Annotated in this window: 14 protein-coding genes; 7 read left to right on the plus strand and 7 right to left on the minus strand. The window is 43.8% G+C overall.

Annotated elements, in window-relative coordinates; all coding sequences use genetic code 11:
• Positions 1-24: 24 nt before the first annotated feature.
• From ACT7WV_RS08745 to ACT7WV_RS08760, 4 genes are all read right to left on the minus strand, one after another.
• Positions 25-1,662 (minus strand): histidine kinase dimerization/phosphoacceptor domain -containing protein, encoded by a 1,638-nt coding sequence (locus tag ACT7WV_RS08745; RefSeq protein WP_445102535.1) that lies wholly within the window; start codon positions 1,660-1,662, stop codon positions 25-27.
• An 8-nt stretch (positions 1,663-1,670) separates the two neighbouring features.
• Entirely contained in the window at positions 1,671-2,642 is a 972-nt protein-coding gene (locus ACT7WV_RS08750) for a terpene synthase family protein (RefSeq protein ID WP_445102536.1), read from the minus strand.
• 406 nt (positions 2,643-3,048) lie between these two features.
• Entirely contained in the window at positions 3,049-4,083 is a 1,035-nt protein-coding gene (locus ACT7WV_RS08755; RefSeq protein ID WP_463424236.1) for a ribonucleotide-diphosphate reductase subunit beta, read from the minus strand.
• Between the two features lie 48 nt (positions 4,084-4,131).
• Positions 4,132-6,393 (minus strand): ribonucleoside-diphosphate reductase subunit alpha, encoded by a 2,262-nt coding sequence (locus tag ACT7WV_RS08760; RefSeq protein WP_445102538.1) that lies wholly within the window; start codon positions 6,391-6,393, stop codon positions 4,132-4,134.
• A 241-nt stretch (positions 6,394-6,634) separates the two neighbouring features.
• Here ACT7WV_RS08760 and ACT7WV_RS08765 point away from each other — a divergent pair, with 241 nt between their 5' ends.
• A complete protein-coding gene (locus ACT7WV_RS08765) occupies positions 6,635-7,018 on the plus strand; it encodes a DUF4346 domain-containing protein (RefSeq protein WP_445102539.1) in 384 nt (127 codons plus the stop codon).
• 93 nt (positions 7,019-7,111) lie between these two features.
• Here ACT7WV_RS08765 and ACT7WV_RS08770 read toward each other — a convergent pair whose 3' ends face one another.
• The 3 genes from ACT7WV_RS08770 to folD all read right to left on the minus strand — a co-directional run bounded on the left by ACT7WV_RS08770 (position 7,112) and on the right by folD (position 9,683).
• Positions 7,112-7,570, minus strand: a complete 459-nt coding sequence (locus ACT7WV_RS08770; protein WP_445102540.1) for a divergent PAP2 family protein — start codon at positions 7,568-7,570, stop codon at positions 7,112-7,114.
• A 258-nt stretch (positions 7,571-7,828) separates the two neighbouring features.
• On the minus strand, positions 7,829-8,758 hold the full coding sequence (gene crtE, locus ACT7WV_RS08775) for a geranylgeranyl diphosphate synthase CrtE (protein WP_445102541.1): 930 nt from the start codon (positions 8,756-8,758) through the stop codon (positions 7,829-7,831).
• Between the two features lie 58 nt (positions 8,759-8,816).
• Entirely contained in the window at positions 8,817-9,683 is an 867-nt protein-coding gene (gene folD / locus ACT7WV_RS08780; protein ID WP_445102542.1) for a bifunctional methylenetetrahydrofolate dehydrogenase/methenyltetrahydrofolate cyclohydrolase FolD, read from the minus strand.
• A 321-nt stretch (positions 9,684-10,004) separates the two neighbouring features.
• Here folD and ACT7WV_RS08785 point away from each other — a divergent pair, with 321 nt between their 5' ends.
• The 6 genes from ACT7WV_RS08785 to mutS all read left to right on the plus strand — a co-directional run bounded on the left by ACT7WV_RS08785 (position 10,005) and on the right by mutS (position 16,833).
• Complete coding sequence (locus ACT7WV_RS08785; protein WP_445102543.1) at positions 10,005-10,439, plus strand: hypothetical protein; 435 nt, start codon at positions 10,005-10,007, stop codon at positions 10,437-10,439.
• Positions 10,436-10,879: an NUDIX hydrolase gene (locus ACT7WV_RS08790; RefSeq protein ID WP_445102544.1), complete on the plus strand. Its 444-nt coding sequence runs from the start codon at positions 10,436-10,438 to the stop codon at positions 10,877-10,879. Before ACT7WV_RS08785 ends, ACT7WV_RS08790 begins: the two co-directional genes overlap by 4 nt.
• Before the next feature lie 267 nt (positions 10,880-11,146).
• Positions 11,147-11,377: a helix-turn-helix domain-containing protein gene (locus tag ACT7WV_RS08795; RefSeq protein ID WP_445102545.1), complete on the plus strand. Its 231-nt coding sequence runs from the start codon at positions 11,147-11,149 to the stop codon at positions 11,375-11,377.
• Between the two features lie 134 nt (positions 11,378-11,511).
• Positions 11,512-12,312, plus strand: coding sequence for a 3',5'-cyclic-AMP phosphodiesterase (gene cpdA, locus ACT7WV_RS08800; protein WP_445102546.1), 801 nt, complete (start codon positions 11,512-11,514; stop codon positions 12,310-12,312).
• A gap of 469 nt (positions 12,313-12,781) precedes the next feature.
• A complete protein-coding gene (locus tag ACT7WV_RS08805; protein WP_445102547.1) occupies positions 12,782-13,981 on the plus strand; it encodes an RNA-guided endonuclease InsQ/TnpB family protein in 1,200 nt (399 codons plus the stop codon).
• Positions 13,982-14,073: 92 nt separating this feature from the next.
• Complete coding sequence (mutS, locus tag ACT7WV_RS08810) at positions 14,074-16,833, plus strand: DNA mismatch repair protein MutS (RefSeq protein ID WP_463424156.1); 2,760 nt, start codon at positions 14,074-14,076, stop codon at positions 16,831-16,833.
• The last annotated feature ends 5 nt before the right edge of the window (positions 16,834-16,838 follow it).

Consider the following 16,838-nt stretch of genomic DNA (forward strand, 5'->3'; position numbering starts at 1 on the left):
TTTTAGCGACACCAGGAAATTTGCTTAAATGCAAGGAAATTTCAGGAAGAATTCTGTCCCGGAATGGTGATGATGTTCAAGTGTTCCCTCAAGCTGAGACACCAGAGCATTAACTATTTGAAATCCCAGGGATTTGCTATTTAATGATTCCCAATTCTCCGACAAACCTTTGCCGTCATCTCTAACTACCATGGTTAAATGATTGTCTTCTGCAGTTTTGATTAAAACATTAATTTTTCCCTGAGTATTTTTATCAAAAGCATGCTTCAAAGCATTAGAAATTAACTCATTAAGAATCAGACCACAGGATATTGCGTAGTCAACATTCAGAGTCACATTATCAATATCTAATTCCCAAGCAATGTTAGCTGGATCCGCATTGTAGGCCTTAAATAAATTAGAAACCAGATTTTGAATATAAAAATCCAAATCAATCGTTGATAAATTTTTAGTTTGGTACAGATGTTGGTGAACCATTGCCATAGATTCGACGCGGTTTTGGCAATCCCTAAAAATATCTAATAAAACTGGGGAATCAATACGCATTGACTGTAATTCCAGCAGACTGGAAACTATCTGCAAGTTGTTTTTAACCCGATGATGAATTTCCTTAAGTAGAATTTCTTTTTCTTTAAGAGCTTCTTTAAGTTTTAATTCAGCCAATTTGCGTTCAGTAATATCTAAATCAATCCCAGATTTACGAACTGGGTTACCCTCTTGATCATAAAAAAATTTATATTTACTTTGTACCCAACGAATACTACCATCAGGTCGAATAATGCGGTATTCAAAGTCACTTTCTCGCTTCGTCTCAAGAGTGCGTTGACTGTCTTGATTAGCACGCTGACGATCTTCTGGGTGAACAATTTTGAGAAACCCTTCATAACTCCCTTCATCGAAATCAGAAGGTAAACCATAGAGTTGTTTAAAATTACCTGACCAACTAACCTTTCCTGTTTGAATATCCCAGTCCCAGAAAGCCATTTGAGCAGCTTCTAAGGCAAGACGTAATTGTTTTTCTGACTGTCTTAGTGCTGTTTCAGCTTTATGCTGCTCGGTTATATCGGTTGCTACACCAATCATGCCGATGATTTGACCGTTTCTGTCTCGCAGTGGCGTTGTTTTATTGATAAATATTAGATTACCTACTTCGGCAATCCATTCATGCTTTCGACCCTCTAGACAGGAGCGGATATTTTCTAAAATACTGGGATAGCCACCATAAAGTTGAAAAATTGACTGCCCGACTGCCTGACTAGGTTTTTTTCCTAAAACCTCCAATCCTTTTCCTTCCGTAAGAGTGTATATACCGTTGCTATCTATGGCATATAAAATAATAGGGGCATTAGTAACAACGGTGTGAAGGAGATCCAATTTTTTGAATTGTGCAGCAAATTCAGTACTTGACGAGAAATCTAATAGTTCCTGTTGAGATGGGTATTGAGCTCTTACTGTGTCATTGGCATCTGACATTTCCTGGGAATGGTACAGTTCTTGTGCAGTTACTTGCACTTTAGCCAAGGAAGCGTCTATTTCAGTAAAGGCAGCCGCCATTATTTCCAGTTGTTGTTGCTGCGAATGTGTACGTTCCAGCTGCTGCTGCCAATCTCCCAGTTTTGAACGTACATCATGTATCTGTTCTTGCAAATCTTCTAACTTCATGAAATTACTTAGTTGCTCTGAGAAATCACCGTCTTCTTAAAACAGTATCGATCAGAGAGACGATGCCAGTCGAGACTACCACTTATCCAAAAACGAAGGCTTGATACATATCGTCTAAGCTGATAATCTACCTCTGTTCTCTGAGAGAGTAACTGGGTTTCTAGCTTGATAAAGGTTTCTATTTCTTGATTGTGAAGTTCGATAGAATATTGAATTGCTTCCTTTAGAGTACACTGATGCTCTTGTTGTAGTGCTAAAACTATATTATGTACATCGCCAGATCTCATTTCTTTTTCCAATGAAAAAATGTCATTGACACAGCAGATTATGTTATTCGCTATTACCGCCAAATGTTGAACGTCAGCATGGTTGATAACTTCCGGTAGTAGCTCAATTTTTAGGACAATAAGGATAAAGTTAAAAATAGTTGTCACGGCACTAGTTAATGCACGCATTTCTCTATAAGTTGCAACATCTGGTACAATCCCCTTGGATCGATTTGTTGCCTCCCAAACAGATGCAGATAAACATTGCTCAACATGACGGATGAACTGATTCATTAAGAAAGGTTCAGCTTTTTGCTCTGTTATTCTTTGTCGAATATCCTCTAAAGCCTCACCCAATCCACTAATCTGATTAGCTGTACCTACCTCCTTTAAGATATTAATTAGCCCAGCATTCAAAATAGCTAACTGCTCTGGTTGCTTGCCAATATTTCCCTCATCTAACTTATCGTCTAGAATAAAGAACCAAACGTTCCAATCGGAGAGGAGTTTTAATTCTGTCCACTCTGCCTCAGGATAAACACGAGCAGCCAAATCAGAGAGTCTTGATCTACAAAATCTTTGATAAGTAGCCTCATCCTCAATCAAATTAAACTGGCGTACCCATTCAATCGTATGCTGGTGAAGTGATTCAGCATGCTTGTTAAGCTTGGCAGGAAACGGGCAATATAGCTCTGGCAGAATGGTATTTTCCATATAACAAATACTTCCTAAGTATCTAGAAACTCAAGGCCTTTAATTAAGCAAAAGTCAACTCGATCTTCTACTGTCTGAATTATCAAACATTTTTTATCAAGTAGTATCCGCAATTACACTTAAGTGGGTCTTTTTCGACAACCAATAGTTTTAATTTTCTTTTAAAAAAAACTGAAAATTTTTCAAAAATTACGCCTTAGTCTTGTTGTCAACCCTAATAACACTCAAAATTAATGTTTTTTTGTAAAGAATTAAAAAAAATACTGCCCAAAAAGGGGTTCTGTGACAGACTTAATCGGGAATAAATTAATTTATCTATCAAAGAAAAATACCTTCCCTATAAGACAGGAAAGGCACTCAACCACGATCACTAATCTTTTTTTACAAAAAAATTAAGGGAATGTCATTAAATGTCTTCCCAACCGCTGACACCGGATGACATGACGTAACTAGTAACACCAGCTTCAAAGAAATTAGCTTTAGTATGCGCTTCTTTCTTGGTGTCTGAAAATCTCTCTAAATGTGCGTAGGGACTTTTCTTGTATTTTTCATCCTTATAAAGTGGTTCTAAGCCAATAGAGCGCAGCCTCATATTTGCCAGATACTTTGTATAAGCATGAGTACTTGCTTCGGTTATACCGAGAATATTATTGCCGACAATATGATTAGTCCATTCACATTCATGATGAACAGCGGCGTCAAACATTTCATAGATTTGGTCAACTGAGTGAGGATAAATTTCCATTGCCTCTGGAATCAGTTTCTGGAAAAGACGAACATGACTCAATTCATCTCGGTTAATCATTTTGATAATATCAGCTGAACCTGGCATCAGCATTCTAGAAGCCAGACTATAGAACATGATAAACCCGTTATAAAAATACAAGCCCTCAAGCAAAAAGTCTGCTACTAGAGAGACAAAATAACGTTCGGGTGTTGGGTAATCAATGTAGCGCTGATACAGACTAGCAATATATTCACAACGACGAAATAGTACCTTGTCAGTACGCCAAAAATCATAAACTGCACTTCTTTTTTCGGAAGGAATAACAGTTTCAATAATGTATTGATAACTCTGATTATGCATTCCTTCTTGCGAAATCTGCTCAGCCATGCACAAGCTCACTTCAGGGGCAGTAATGCTACTTTTGATGTGAGGAATATTGCAGGTTTGGAGAGAATCAAGGAAAGTTAAATAAGAAAGAATGCCTTCATAAGCATGACGTTCCGCCTTAGTTAAGTTCCAATAGTCCACCACATCTTGAGTGACATCTAGCTTCTGTGGCACCCAAAAATTTTCCCGCATCTGCTGATACAAACTAACCGCCCAATGATAACGAACATCATTGAGCTGCATCAAATTGGTCGTCTTACCAAACCAGATAGAGCGATTCTCTACATCGTCACTCCCATCAGGATTGAAGATAGGATTGACAGGCATCAACGTAGCAGTCAAAGGTACTGGCATAAAAACCTGAGTTTGATAATGTTAATTAGCGCAACTAGAGCATTCTTCACGGGACTCTTCAAAAGAATCGCGCTGTACAGTACGGATGTAATAAACTGCCTTGCATCCCTCCTGCCAAGCCATCACTAAAGTTTCCAGAATATCCCTGGCTTTGATGGTTGCTGTTGGTTGTTCAGGGTAGTAAACACCCTGATTGAGGTTAAACAAAAGCTCCATTGAAATACCTGTATCAATCCATTGCTGGATAATAGCGATCGCCTTAACTACTCGCTTCTGATCCAGGTTCTTGTTTTCCTGGTAATACCAAAAAGCTTCCTTGATAAAAGGCGGTGCAATAGGAACCGTCCCCTTTGCCCATTTGTCGTAGAAAAAGCGGCTATAGACGGGCAACACACTAGCGCTACAACCTTGCACCAGAGACGAGGATGTATTGGGCGCGATCGCTGTAATGTGGGAATTGCGGATACCGTGTTCTTGGATATCTAAGGCTAGTTGGCACCAACGTTCTGGATGCGCTGCGTGTTCGGTATACCATGCCGCTGGTTTAGAACCGATTAACTTTCCTTGACTCCAGTCGCTACCTTCAAAAGCTGCATAAGCGCCTCTTTCCTTGGCTAACTCCATAGAAGCATGAGTGCAGTAATAACCAAAATCCTCAAACAAGCCGCTAATTTGTGCTAAGGAATTGTAAGACAAACACCTCTTTGCCAACCAGTCAGCCAACCCCATTGCCCCCACACCAATCGTGCGATATTTATCATTGTGGGTTTTGCTACCTTCAAAAGGAGGTTGAGTAATTTCGATGGTGTTGTCCAGTAGCCGAACAGCGGTGCGGCAGATATTAGGGATTTCGGTTTCCTCAATATTTGCCAGATTGAGACTACAGAGGTTGCAGCTATGGCTTTCTCCTCCCGGCTTGACATTGGAAAATGACTCGCAACAGAGGTTAACTCCAGGAATATAACCCTGGTGTTTATTGGGATTAGCACGGTTAATGCTGTCTTTGAAAGCCAAATAGGGCATGCCAGTTTCTAACTGCGATCGCATGATCGTTTTGAACAGTTCACGGGCATTAATTTTTTTGTAGAGCTTGAGTGTATCCGAACTCGCCTCAATTAACCTATAGGCTTGCTCAAATTCCTCACCCCACAGTTCGGCTAATTCGATTCCCAACTTAGTCCGAACCTCGTAGGGGTCTACCAATGTCCACTCTTCTTTAGCTACCACACGCCGCATAAATTCGTCAGTGATGACCAACTGAGGGAAAATGTCATAAGCCTTGCGTCGTTGGTCACCATTTTCTGTCTGCATTTCCAGGAACTCAGGGACGTCCAAGTGCCAAACATCCAGGCTGATCGTAATCGCCCCAGCTCTCCGTCCACCTTGATTAACCGCGATCGCAGTATCATTGAGTAGCTTAATCCAGGGCAGGACACCGCCGGAAGTATTAGCTTTGCCCATTACCCAGGATCCAGTGGCACGAACCCGGCTAACATTAGTTCCCACGCCACCACCGTTTTTAGAGATACGAGCAGCATCTTTGATGGTGTCAAAAATGCTTTCCAGGTTATCATCCATGGCTGTGATAAAACAACTAGCCAAGGAACCTCCTGGCACTCTGAGGTTAGCGAGTATTGGAGTTGCTAGGGAAATTTTTCTAGTGGCGATCGCGACGTAGAATCTCTTTGCCCAAACGAGCCTATCTTGGGGGGCTTCCACAGACGCTAACAGGAGGGCGCAGGTCAGCAAAGCTTCTTGGGGTAGTTCGTCAGGCAAAAGATAACGCTTCGTCAGTAGTACCACCCCTGCATAGTCGTAATCTAAATCCCAGTCTGGGTTAATCCAGCTTCCTGCAATTTCCAGTTCTTCTGGGCTGTAGATCAAGATACGCTGGTCGTATTGGTTCGCTTGGAGTTTGTCAGCAACTGTACGAGCGTAGCTGGTGTATTGATAGCCACGTCTAACAAGGGTGTCCTTCCATAAACTCCAGATGTGGAGTCTGCCTGCAACATAGCGCCAATCGGGTTCCTCCGGTGAGGTCATTTCTAGGGCACAGTTGATCAGGTTGTCTTGAATTTCCCTAGTAGTAACGCCATCCTGGAGCTTGGTTGTTAATCCGGCTTCTAGGGTGATAGGATTAGCGTCCACACCAGCACAAGCCCAATCAACAACAGAACGGATTTTAGAAATATCAAGTTGAGTAACGCAGCCATTGCGCCTGATGACTTGAATATTGTTTTGATTGAGATAAGGAACGGTTGTTGTCGATAGGGTCTGTTGCATATTCACGCCAAAAGCCGAATGTACGGTTACTGGAAAATTGTGACAATAAGACAGAACGCTACTGATAGCGTTCTGGGTTTAGCCATAAGCTCTAATAGTACTAGATATAGAGTATAGAGTCACAGTCCTAGAGCTATCCTAACCTCGTTCCCGTAGTTTTACACTAGATACAGAGATATCAAAATATAATCAAAAATTTTGCCCTGGGCTAACTGGGAGATTTCCTCTAAAATTTTGCGCCATGATTCCTACAATTGAAAACCTTTCTGCTATTGACCACAAACTCTCCCAGCGTTTCATCGATCTCGATCCGGCAGGTTATTTCATCATCTACCTCGATCGTGAGACAGGGCTAATTTGTGCTAAACACTTTACCAATGCGATTAACGAAAAAGGCTTAGCCGTTGATCCCGAAACCGGTGAACCGCTTGCTTGTCAGGGGAAGTTGGAGCGCACTCCTACAGCCGTCTTCACGGGTAGAACAGCCAAAGAATTAGGTATGAAAATTACTGAAGAAACTCAACCATGTCCTTTGAGTCGCTTAGATCACGCCCTTTATCTGGGACGAGAATTTGTACGGGCAGAGATCGCGCTAGTTACTGGAGGTGAGTACATTCAGGACTAGAAAATTGCCTTCAGGAAACGCCTGTTTAGCCTCTACAACTAGAGGTTGCTACTGCCTCAGCAGCAGCCAGTCACTCGAATCGATACACTTGCTCTAGTAATAAGCAGGAGCCGCTAAACAGGAAATGGCGATACCTAGTCCTAAACCAACAATCACCTGAAAGGGTGTATGCCCAAGTAATTCCTTAAGACGCTCTTCGTTGAACTCTTTGCCTTGAATTAATAACTCATCAATGATTTGGTTGAGGATACGAGCTTGTTTCCCGGCAGCCTGACGGACACCAGCAGCATCATACATAACAATCACGGCAAAAATCGCGGCGATCGCAAATTCAGGAGAAGCCCAGCCTACCGTTTGTCCCACACCGACAGCTAGGGCTGTGACTAGTGCTGAATGAGAACTAGGCATACCGCCAGTGGTTACCAAGACACGGAGATTAAATTTGCGATTTTTCGTGAGTTCGACAAGGAGCTTGGATAGTTGAGCAACTAGACAAGCAATGACCGCCACTAGCAGCACATGATTGTCTAGGATGTCGCCAAAGTCCTGCATACTGTTTTACTCAAAATGGGAAAGATCAGGGATTAAGGATTCCGGAGTGGTCAGGAAGGAGAGAGTGCTCTCCAGCAGCAAGTGTTACCGCTAATCTGGAGGAGAAGCTCTGATGGTAAGAGTTGTCTGAGTACATTCTGACCTGAGAGCTGACCTGAGAGCCTCAGAGGATTCCCATTTTAGCTTTGGTTTAGCCGGAATGTAGCGCATACCTCTCCTTTGTCTCCTTAATCCGTTCCAGTGGCAGTCCTCGATTGTCTAGTGAGTGCGTGCAGTAATGAAGTCAGCAATCGCTAGCAAAGGGATAGCTTTTTCGCCAAATGGTGTTAGCTGCTCTTTGGCGGCTGCTATCAATTGTTGTGCTTTGGCTTTTGAGGTTTCAATTCCCCAAAGACTAGGATAAGTTGCTTTTTGCGCTTCTAGATCTTTCCCCGCTGTTTTTCCCAGTTCTTCTTGAGTGGCGGTTATGTCTAGAATGTCATCAATGATTTGAAAGGCTAATCCTATATTTTGAGCATAGCTAGAGAAATCTTCTAGCTGGGAATTGCTAACCCCAGCCAAAATTCCTCCGCAAACTACACAGGCTTCTAGCAATGCCCCTGTTTTATGAGTGTGAATAAAAGTCAGGGTTTCTTCTTTAATATCACCGCGCCCTTCCGATTCAAGATCAACAACTTGACCTCCTACTAATCCTGCCGCCCCCACGGCTCTCCCCAAGCGGGCAATTACCTGCAAGACTCTCTGGGCTGGGACATCCTGGGTTTGAGCGGCAATGTACTCAAAGGCATAAGCTAATAAGCCGTCTCCTGCGAGGATCGCTATGTCTTCACCATAAACCTTATGGTTAGTCAGTTTACCCCGACGATAGTCGTCGTTATCCATCGCTGGGAGATCATCGTGAATCAACGACATGGTGTGGATCATTTCCAGCGCACAAGCGGTGGGTATTGCCATCTGCACAGTACCACCAGCTAGTTCACAGGCAGCAAGACAAAGGATGGGACGCAAACGTTTACCTCCAGCTAAAAGGGAGTAGCGCATCGCCTCATAAATTTTTTCGGGATAGACCAGTGGCAGGGAAAGGTCTAAAGCTTCCTCAACTTGAACTTTCCGCTCTTTCAAGTAAGTGGACAAGTCAAAATTAGGGAGCTCTTCTTTCGGGGCAGGTCGTCCATCCGTCACTACCATGCCTTCATTCCTTGAATTTTTTTTCACTGTCTTAATAATTCTACGGGGCTGGGGGTCTTTATGAATGGGATTTGCTGTAGCTTAGTAAAGTATTGTGTAGCAACATGGCAACAGTCATCGGTCCCACACCACCGGGAACCGGGGTGATAAATTGGGCAACTTCCCGAACAGAGTCGAAGTGCACATCTCCCACAAGGCGGGATGCACCACTCTCGTCGTTGATCCGGTTGATGCCTACATCAATCACTACTGCTTTGGGTTTTACCATGTCAGCGGTCAGGAAGTGGGGGCGTCCGACCGCCGCAATTACAATATCGGCACTACGGGTGATCTCCTTGAGGTCGTGCGATCGCGAATGGGCGATTGTTACTGTCGCATTAGCTTCTAAGAGCATTAGTGCCAATGGCTTACCCACCAGAATGCTGCGCCCGACCACTACGGCTTGTTTGCCGAGTAAATCAATTGAATACTCCTGAAACAGGCGCATCACTCCTGCTGGTGTGCAGCTACGCAAGCCAGGCTCTCCCCGTACCAAGCGTCCCATATTAACTGGATGCAGTCCATCGACATCTTTATCCGGATGGATTTGGTTGAGTAAGGAAACAGCATCTAGGTGATCGGGTAAGGGAAGTTGCAGAAGAATCCCATCTACACGCTCATCTTGATTCAGGCTTTGTATCTTCTGCTCTAGTTCTATAGGGGAAGTATTAGCGGGGAAATGCTGCCCAAAAGAGGCAATACCTACTTTAGCGCAGGCACGCTCTTTGCCACGCACGTAGGCAGCGCTAGCCGGGTCATCACCAACTCTGAGCACTGCTAGTCCTGGCGGACGTCCAATCGTCAAGAGGTGTTGCTGAATCTGTTGAGCAAGCTGCCCCTGAATTCTTTGGGCAAGAGCTTTACCATCTAGTAAGGTCGATTCCATCGCGATTTTTTTCTGAAGTATTTCCTTCCGTGCATAGCGCCTAATGATACCAGCAGACAAATCCTATTCGCCGATGCCGCTCTTAGGTAAAGAACCATCTTCAGCCTCCAGTTGACTAGATCTGTCTTAGCAAACTTAGCAAAAGTAAAGAACGAGTCCAAGACAGCAAGACAAAATGTTAACTAAAACCATGGCAAGATCCCTTCTCACATTAAAGCAATGTTCCATATAAAGAATAGACAAGGTAATTACTGCGACCATTCTTTGTTATCTCTCTTTGGGTATCCCAAAAGCTCGAAAGATAGCAGAGAAAAATCCAAAATGCTTTATATCCTCACTTTTTGTTTGTTAATATTTACAGGGGGATTGGCAAGTTGTGCTAACTCATTGTCCCTTGGTCTTGGTGGAATTAATATCGGTGATAATTCTTTGAACGTCACCCCCATTAACCAACTCCAAGGAAATCGTGATGCTACTCCTACAGTCTCAGTTTTAGGCCAAGTTACTAAGCTGGCACCATTTCTAGAAACCGGGGCGTACCAACTTCAAGACGCTACTGGTAATATTTGGGTGTTAACTAATCAAGAAGCTCCCCAAGTCGGAGATCAACTCTTGATCAGGGGTCAGCTTCAATTCCAAAGTATTCCTATTGGTGGACAAGAGTTAGGCGAGGTCTATATTCAAGAACTCAAGCGGATTGAACAGAGGAAAGAACGATCTGAAGACTCAGTACCTTCAGAGGCAAGCAAGTTATGAACACTCAACCAATTGAAGTAGCGATCGCGATCCTCCACTCTGAGGGAGGATACCTCATGCAGCTACGAGATAACATCTCTGGCATTGTTTATCCTGGTTGCTGGGGGCTTTTTGGCGGACACATCGAAGCTGGTGAAACCCCAGAGTACGCAATTGAGCGAGAACTCTCAGAGGAAATTAGCTATATCCCACCATCACTGTCCCAGTTCGGTTGCTATCGTGAACCAGCAGTAATTCGCCATGTTTTCCACGCTACCCTAACAGTGGGACTAGAACAACTAGTTCTCCAAGAAGGTTGGGATATGGGTTTATTAACTCCCCAGCAGATCAAAACTGGTAGCTGCTACTCGGAAAAAGCCGATCAGACACGACCTTTGGGGCATCTTCATCAAAAAATCTTGCTAGATTTTATGGCACAGCAACCGTTTGTAGAAAGTTGAATTTTCCCTAGCTAGTCAAGAGCTTAGGGGAGCAGAAAACGAGTAAATCAAAAATACAACTGCTGAGTTTCGAGCATACTCAAAATAGACTGAAACTCTGAAGTCTCTAGATAGCCAAGTAATTTAGTAGATTAGTAATCTCACCAAGGGTAAACTAAAGTTAATAGTTGTTCACGACTTGGTATGATAAGTAGCCCTAGCTTTGCTAGCCGCTTGACCTTACTTGTTTATTTAATTCACTAGCTAGTGAACACCGCTGAGTTTAATATGTCAGAGGAGAAAGATCAACTAACGCTGGCAAAATTGCGCAAACGCGTTGGACTAACTCAGCGCAAGCTGGCAGATGCCTTAGGTATAACTATCAAAACAGTCAGTGCCTGGGAAAGAGGCGTTGTTGAACCTCGTTTGACATTTACTGAAACTCAGCGTCTGATGGAAGTTTTGCACTGCACCTTTGAAGAACTGCTAGAGGCGACAACTCATCGTTATCAAAAGTAGATTGCGATGAAACGTCATAATGGCAGTTGCATCGCAAAAGTTACGAGATGGCGATCAACGAAGACAGCATTACTATAAATAGGTTCAGCGAACCACCTTAATGCCCAAGCAACAGCAAAACAACCTTAACAAAAATGAGCCAGAAAAATCCAATTTTTGTGGTACAAATCACAGATATTCATCTTTTTGCCGACCCCGACCAAAAAATGGGAGGTATAACTACCAGAGAGTCTTTTGCTGCCGTTCTTGAACAGGTAAAACAACTACAACCTCAGCCTAACTTGCTGCTCCTTACTGGAGATTTATCTCAGGATGAAACGCCGCAAGCTTATTGCCAGTTGCAAAATATGTTGAGTCCGCTCTCCATTCCCACCTACTGGATTCCAGGGAACCATGACGACTTGCTCATAATGCAGCAAATTCTCAACCAAGAACCGATTTTTGCCCAAAAATCTTGGCAGTTGGGAGGTTGGCAATTCATCATGCTCAACTGTGCTCTTCCAGGTCGTATTGATGGAGAATTATCACCACAAAGCTTAGAATGGTTAGAGCAGCAGTTACAAATAGCCAGCAACTGCCCAACTTTAATTGCTCTTCACCATCCTCCCTTGCTGATTGATTCCGCTTGGCTGGATAGAATCAATCTAAGAAACTCAGAAGATTTATTTGCTGTACTTGAGCGCCACCCACAAGTACGGTTGACTATCTTTGGTCATATTCATCAAGAGTTTGAGCAAGAGCGTCACGGCATCAATTATCTAGGAACACCCTCCACTTGCATCCAATTCAAACCGAAAAGCCCTAACTACGCCTTAGAACCCTCTTTACCTGGATTTAGGTTATTGAAACTTTATCCAGATGGTAATTGGGAAACTAAAGTAGAGCGAGTTGTTTATACTCAGTCAACTAGTCGTAAAATGATGATATCTAAGTAAAACATTACAAACAATAGCTGGAGTCACTCGGTTACTTAGGTTGCCCTCCAACATAAATAGTTGACTTCTACTTGATGTACCTCTTAGGACTTTAAGGGCAAGTTAACTAGATAAAGCGCCATCAACTCCCAACTAAATAACTTCTGACCCCGGTGGGAGATAGTTAATTAGAAAGGGACAGTTCCTTAGATCAAGCTAGGTCACAAGTAAACCATGGAACCCGCTGCACTTTTATTAATCTTGCCTGCGATCGCTTTCCTAATTTGGATGTTTTCTAAAAGTTGAATTGAGATTCACCTTTTGCCTCAAAAGCTGGAAGCTCCGTCTTTTTAAAGCGGAGAGGAAAGCGATAGCGAAGCGGTAGCGAGTCTTCGAGCGTCGGTAGCGGTTTTAACCGCCTACAGTCTGCTTGTATTTCCATGGTTTCCACTGTGATATAAGTGTTGCTCACATGTGAGGTTTTACTGATTTGAAACAATTTCTGACTATAGTTTGCCAGCTTCAACCAAGTCCTGAGCAAGTCCTCAAAATAGAAGAACTGCTCAAAGCTTTTGCTGAGGGCTGCAACTATGCAAATCAGAACGTTAAAACATCGATAACCAGTAAGACAACTATCCAAAACTTGGTGTATCAATCCCTGCGAGAGCAGTTTGGACTGAGTGCCAATCAAGCCGTCAGAGTGTGTGCCAGAGTTGGAGCTAACCGAAAAACAGCAAAGCTCAAAGGTAGACCTGTTAAAGAATTTAAGCCTACCAGTGCTGATTATGACGCTAGGATTTTCTCGTTTAGGGAAAAAGATTGGGCGGTTAGCTTGACACTCCTCAATGGTCGGGAACACATCAGGATTGATGCCGGAAACTACCAGAGAGGAAAGCTCAAAGGTAGAACACCAACATCTGCCCAGTTGTGCAAACACCGTGACGGCAAATACTACATCCACATTCAGATCAAGGATGATGCACCCAATCCTGTTAAAACCCAAAACGTTATTGGTGTTGACTTTGGGCGGCGTGATGTCGCTGTAACCAGCAATGGGGACAAATGGGATGGAACTGGAATAACCAAAGCCAGAGATAAGTTTTCTAATGTCAGAGCTTCTCTCCAAGCAAAAGTCTCTCGTAAACGAGACGCTTCGCCAACGAAAGGCACAAGAACGACTCGAAGACGAGTTAGAAATATCTGGAAACGGCTGTCGGGACGTGAGAGGAGATATCAAACTTGGTTGAACCACACAATTAGTCGAGCAATCATTCGGGATGCCCTGAAGTCTGGTAGCCTTGTTGCTATTGAGGATTTGACTGGCATCCGAAACAGAAGCAATCAGCAACCTCGCAGTAAAACAGAGCGTAGACGCTCCAATTCGTGGGCATTTTATCAACTTCGACAGTTTCTTGAATACAAGGGTATTCAGTCTGGTGTTGAAGTAGTCGCCGTCTCTCCTCGATACACAAGCCAAACCTGCCATCAATGCCTGCGTATTGGCTTGAGGTCTGGAAAGCGGTTTGGGTGTACCAACAAGGGCTGTAACTGGCATGGAGATGCCGATGTAAATGGTTCTGAAATGATTCGTCTCGTGGGGCTGTCCGTAACGCAGCCTGAAGGCTCGAAGATTCTTAGCTGTGAACTCAGTTGGGACTCTTCAGGGCTATTGAAAGCTCCGTGTCTTTAAGACCGGAGAAGTTTACTCAAAGAAGATAATGACTATCACCCCTGTCTTAGGATAGAGTCGTTAAGAACAGGCGGCATATCTACTAACCATCCATGAGCGGATACCTCGAAGCATCTACTTCTGATGAAGCTAACGGTGCCAAGCCAACTCGTGCTACAGAAGCGGCAAAGCGCGTCGCTGCCGAAAATGCTGACCATCGGACGGTAGATCGTCAAAAGCTCACACCAATGATGCAGCATTTTGCCCAGCTCAAAGACCAGTATCCCCAGGCAATGTTACTGTATCGAGTGGGAGACTTTTACGAGACCTTCTTTCAGGATGCCAGGAGGTTGTCCGAAGAACTAGAACTAGTCTTAACCAGCAAAGAAGCTGGCAAGGGAGTTGGTCGAGTACCGATGACAGGGGTTCCTCACCATGCCTTAGAACGCTACTGCGCAATGTTGGTGCAAAAAGGCTTTGCGATCGTAATTTGCGATCAAGTAGAAGATGCCTCAATTGCAGCCAAAGAAGGGCGTCAAGTGCGTCGTGAAGTAACACGCATTCTCACCCCAGGCACCCTATTAGAAGAGGGAATGCTGAATGCCCGCCGCAACAATTTCTTAGCAGCATTAGTAATTGCCGGAAATCATTGGGGTTTAGCTTATTCAGACATTTCTACAGGGGAATTTCTGACCACTCAAGCCACGGATTTAGAACTGCTAGTACAGGAACTAATGCGCCTACAACCTTCGGAAGTCTTGGTTCCCACCAATGCTCCTGATTTAGGTAGTATGCTGCGTCCAGGAGAGACATCGGAGTACTTGCCTGAATATTTGCCAAAAGCATTTTGCTATGCCTTGCGCCCCCAAAAACCCTTCAGTCAAGCGGAAGCACGACAACGTCTGTTAGAAAGGTTTAAAGTGCGATCGCTTGAAGGAATGGGTTGTGAACATCTTCCCCTTGGCGTCCGCGCTGCTGGTGGCTTGTTGGAGTATTTAGAAGATACCCAAAAAGAAAATTATGTCGCCCTGGGGACTTTACGCACCTACACTATTGCCGACTTCCTGATCATCGACCACCAAAGCCGCCGCAATCTAGAAATTACTGCCACCGTCAGGGATAATACTTTTCATGGTTCCCTACTCTGGGCAATCGATCGAACTAGTACTGCAATGGGCGGTAGGGCATTACGCCGTTGGTTGTTGCAACCACTGTTAGATATTAAAGGCATTCGAGCACGGCACGATACAATTCAGGAATTGGTAGAAAATAGCGGACTGCGCCAAGACTTACGGCAGTTATTACGCGGTATCTATGACCTAGACCGACTGACGGGTCGTGCTGGTTCGGGTACTGCTAATGCGCGGGACTTAGTGGCGCTAGCGGATTCTTTGCTGAAATTGCCAGAACTGGCTGAGTTAGCAGCCTATGGTTCTTCTCCCTACCTTAAAGCATTACAAACTGTGCCTCAAAAACTAGAACAGTTAGGGCAAAAACTGTCCGCCCATCTACTAGAAGCACCACCTTTGCATCTCACGGAAGGTAATTTAATTAGATTGGGGATTAGTCCTGAACTGGATAAAATGCGTGCTAATGCGGAGGCTGACCAGCAATGGATTGCCAATTTAGAAGTTACTGAAAGAGAACGCACTGGCATTAGCGCACTCAAGGTAGGTTATAACAAAACTTTTGGATATTACATCAGCATCTCCCGAACTAAAGCAGACCAAGTACCTGACCATTACATCCGCAAGCAAACTTTAACCAATGAAGAGCGCTACATTACCCCAGAATTAAAGGAGAGGGAAACTAGGATTCTCACCGCCAGGGATGACTTAAACCGCCTAGAATACGAGATTTTTTCTGGTCTCAGAAATCAAGTAGGAGAACAGGCGCAACTAATTCGCCAAGTGTCCCGTGCGGTGGCAGCCATTGATGTGCTTTGTGGTCTAGCCGAGGTGGCTGTATATCAGGATTACTGTCGTCCTCAAGTAGTTGAGAATCGGGAAATTACTATTATAGAGGGGCGTCATCCAGTAGTTGAGCAGTCTTTACCAGCGGGCTTATTTGTACCGAATTCCGCTTACTTGGGTCAAGAAGAGTCAAAAATTACGGATTCCGAAGATAACCTACCTTTTGAGACCAAGATTGGTGAACAAACTTCAAGCCAAATAGCCTCTGATCATCGCCCAGACTTAATTATTTTGACAGGGCCGAATGCTAGTGGTAAAAGTTGTTATTTGCGGCAAGTAGGTTTGATTCAATTAATGGCGCAAACTGGCAGTTTTGTCCCAGCATCCTCGGCAACTTTAGGAATATGCGATCGCATTTTTACGCGAGTTGGTGCTGTTGATGACTTAGCAACAGGTCAATCTACCTTTATGGTAGAAATGAATGAGACTGCGAATATTCTTAACCATGCCACAGCTAATTCTCTGGTTTTGTTAGATGAAATTGGTAGAGGAACAGCAACTTTTGATGGCTTATCAATTGCTTGGGCAGTAGCAGAATATCTAGCAGCAGAAATTGAGGCAAGAACTATTTTTGCAACTCATTACCACGAACTCAACGAGTTAGCTTCTATTTTGACAAATGTGGCTAATTATCAGGTAACTGTAAAGGAATTACCAGAACGAATTGTCTTTTTACACCAAGTGCAGCCAGGAGGTGCTGACCGTTCTTATGGTATTGAAGCAGGGCGTTTGGCAGGTTTACCCAAAGTAGTGATTGACCGGGCTAAACAAGTAATGGGACAAATTGAAAAGCACAGTAAAATTGCCTTGGGACTGCGCCAGGGGATTCAGAAAAAGCAGCCAAACTCAAATACTAATACTACGAAAACATCTATTGAGCAACTTGATATTTTTGAATAACTGCT

Source organism: Symploca atlantica LB2515, from assembly GCF_052546295.1.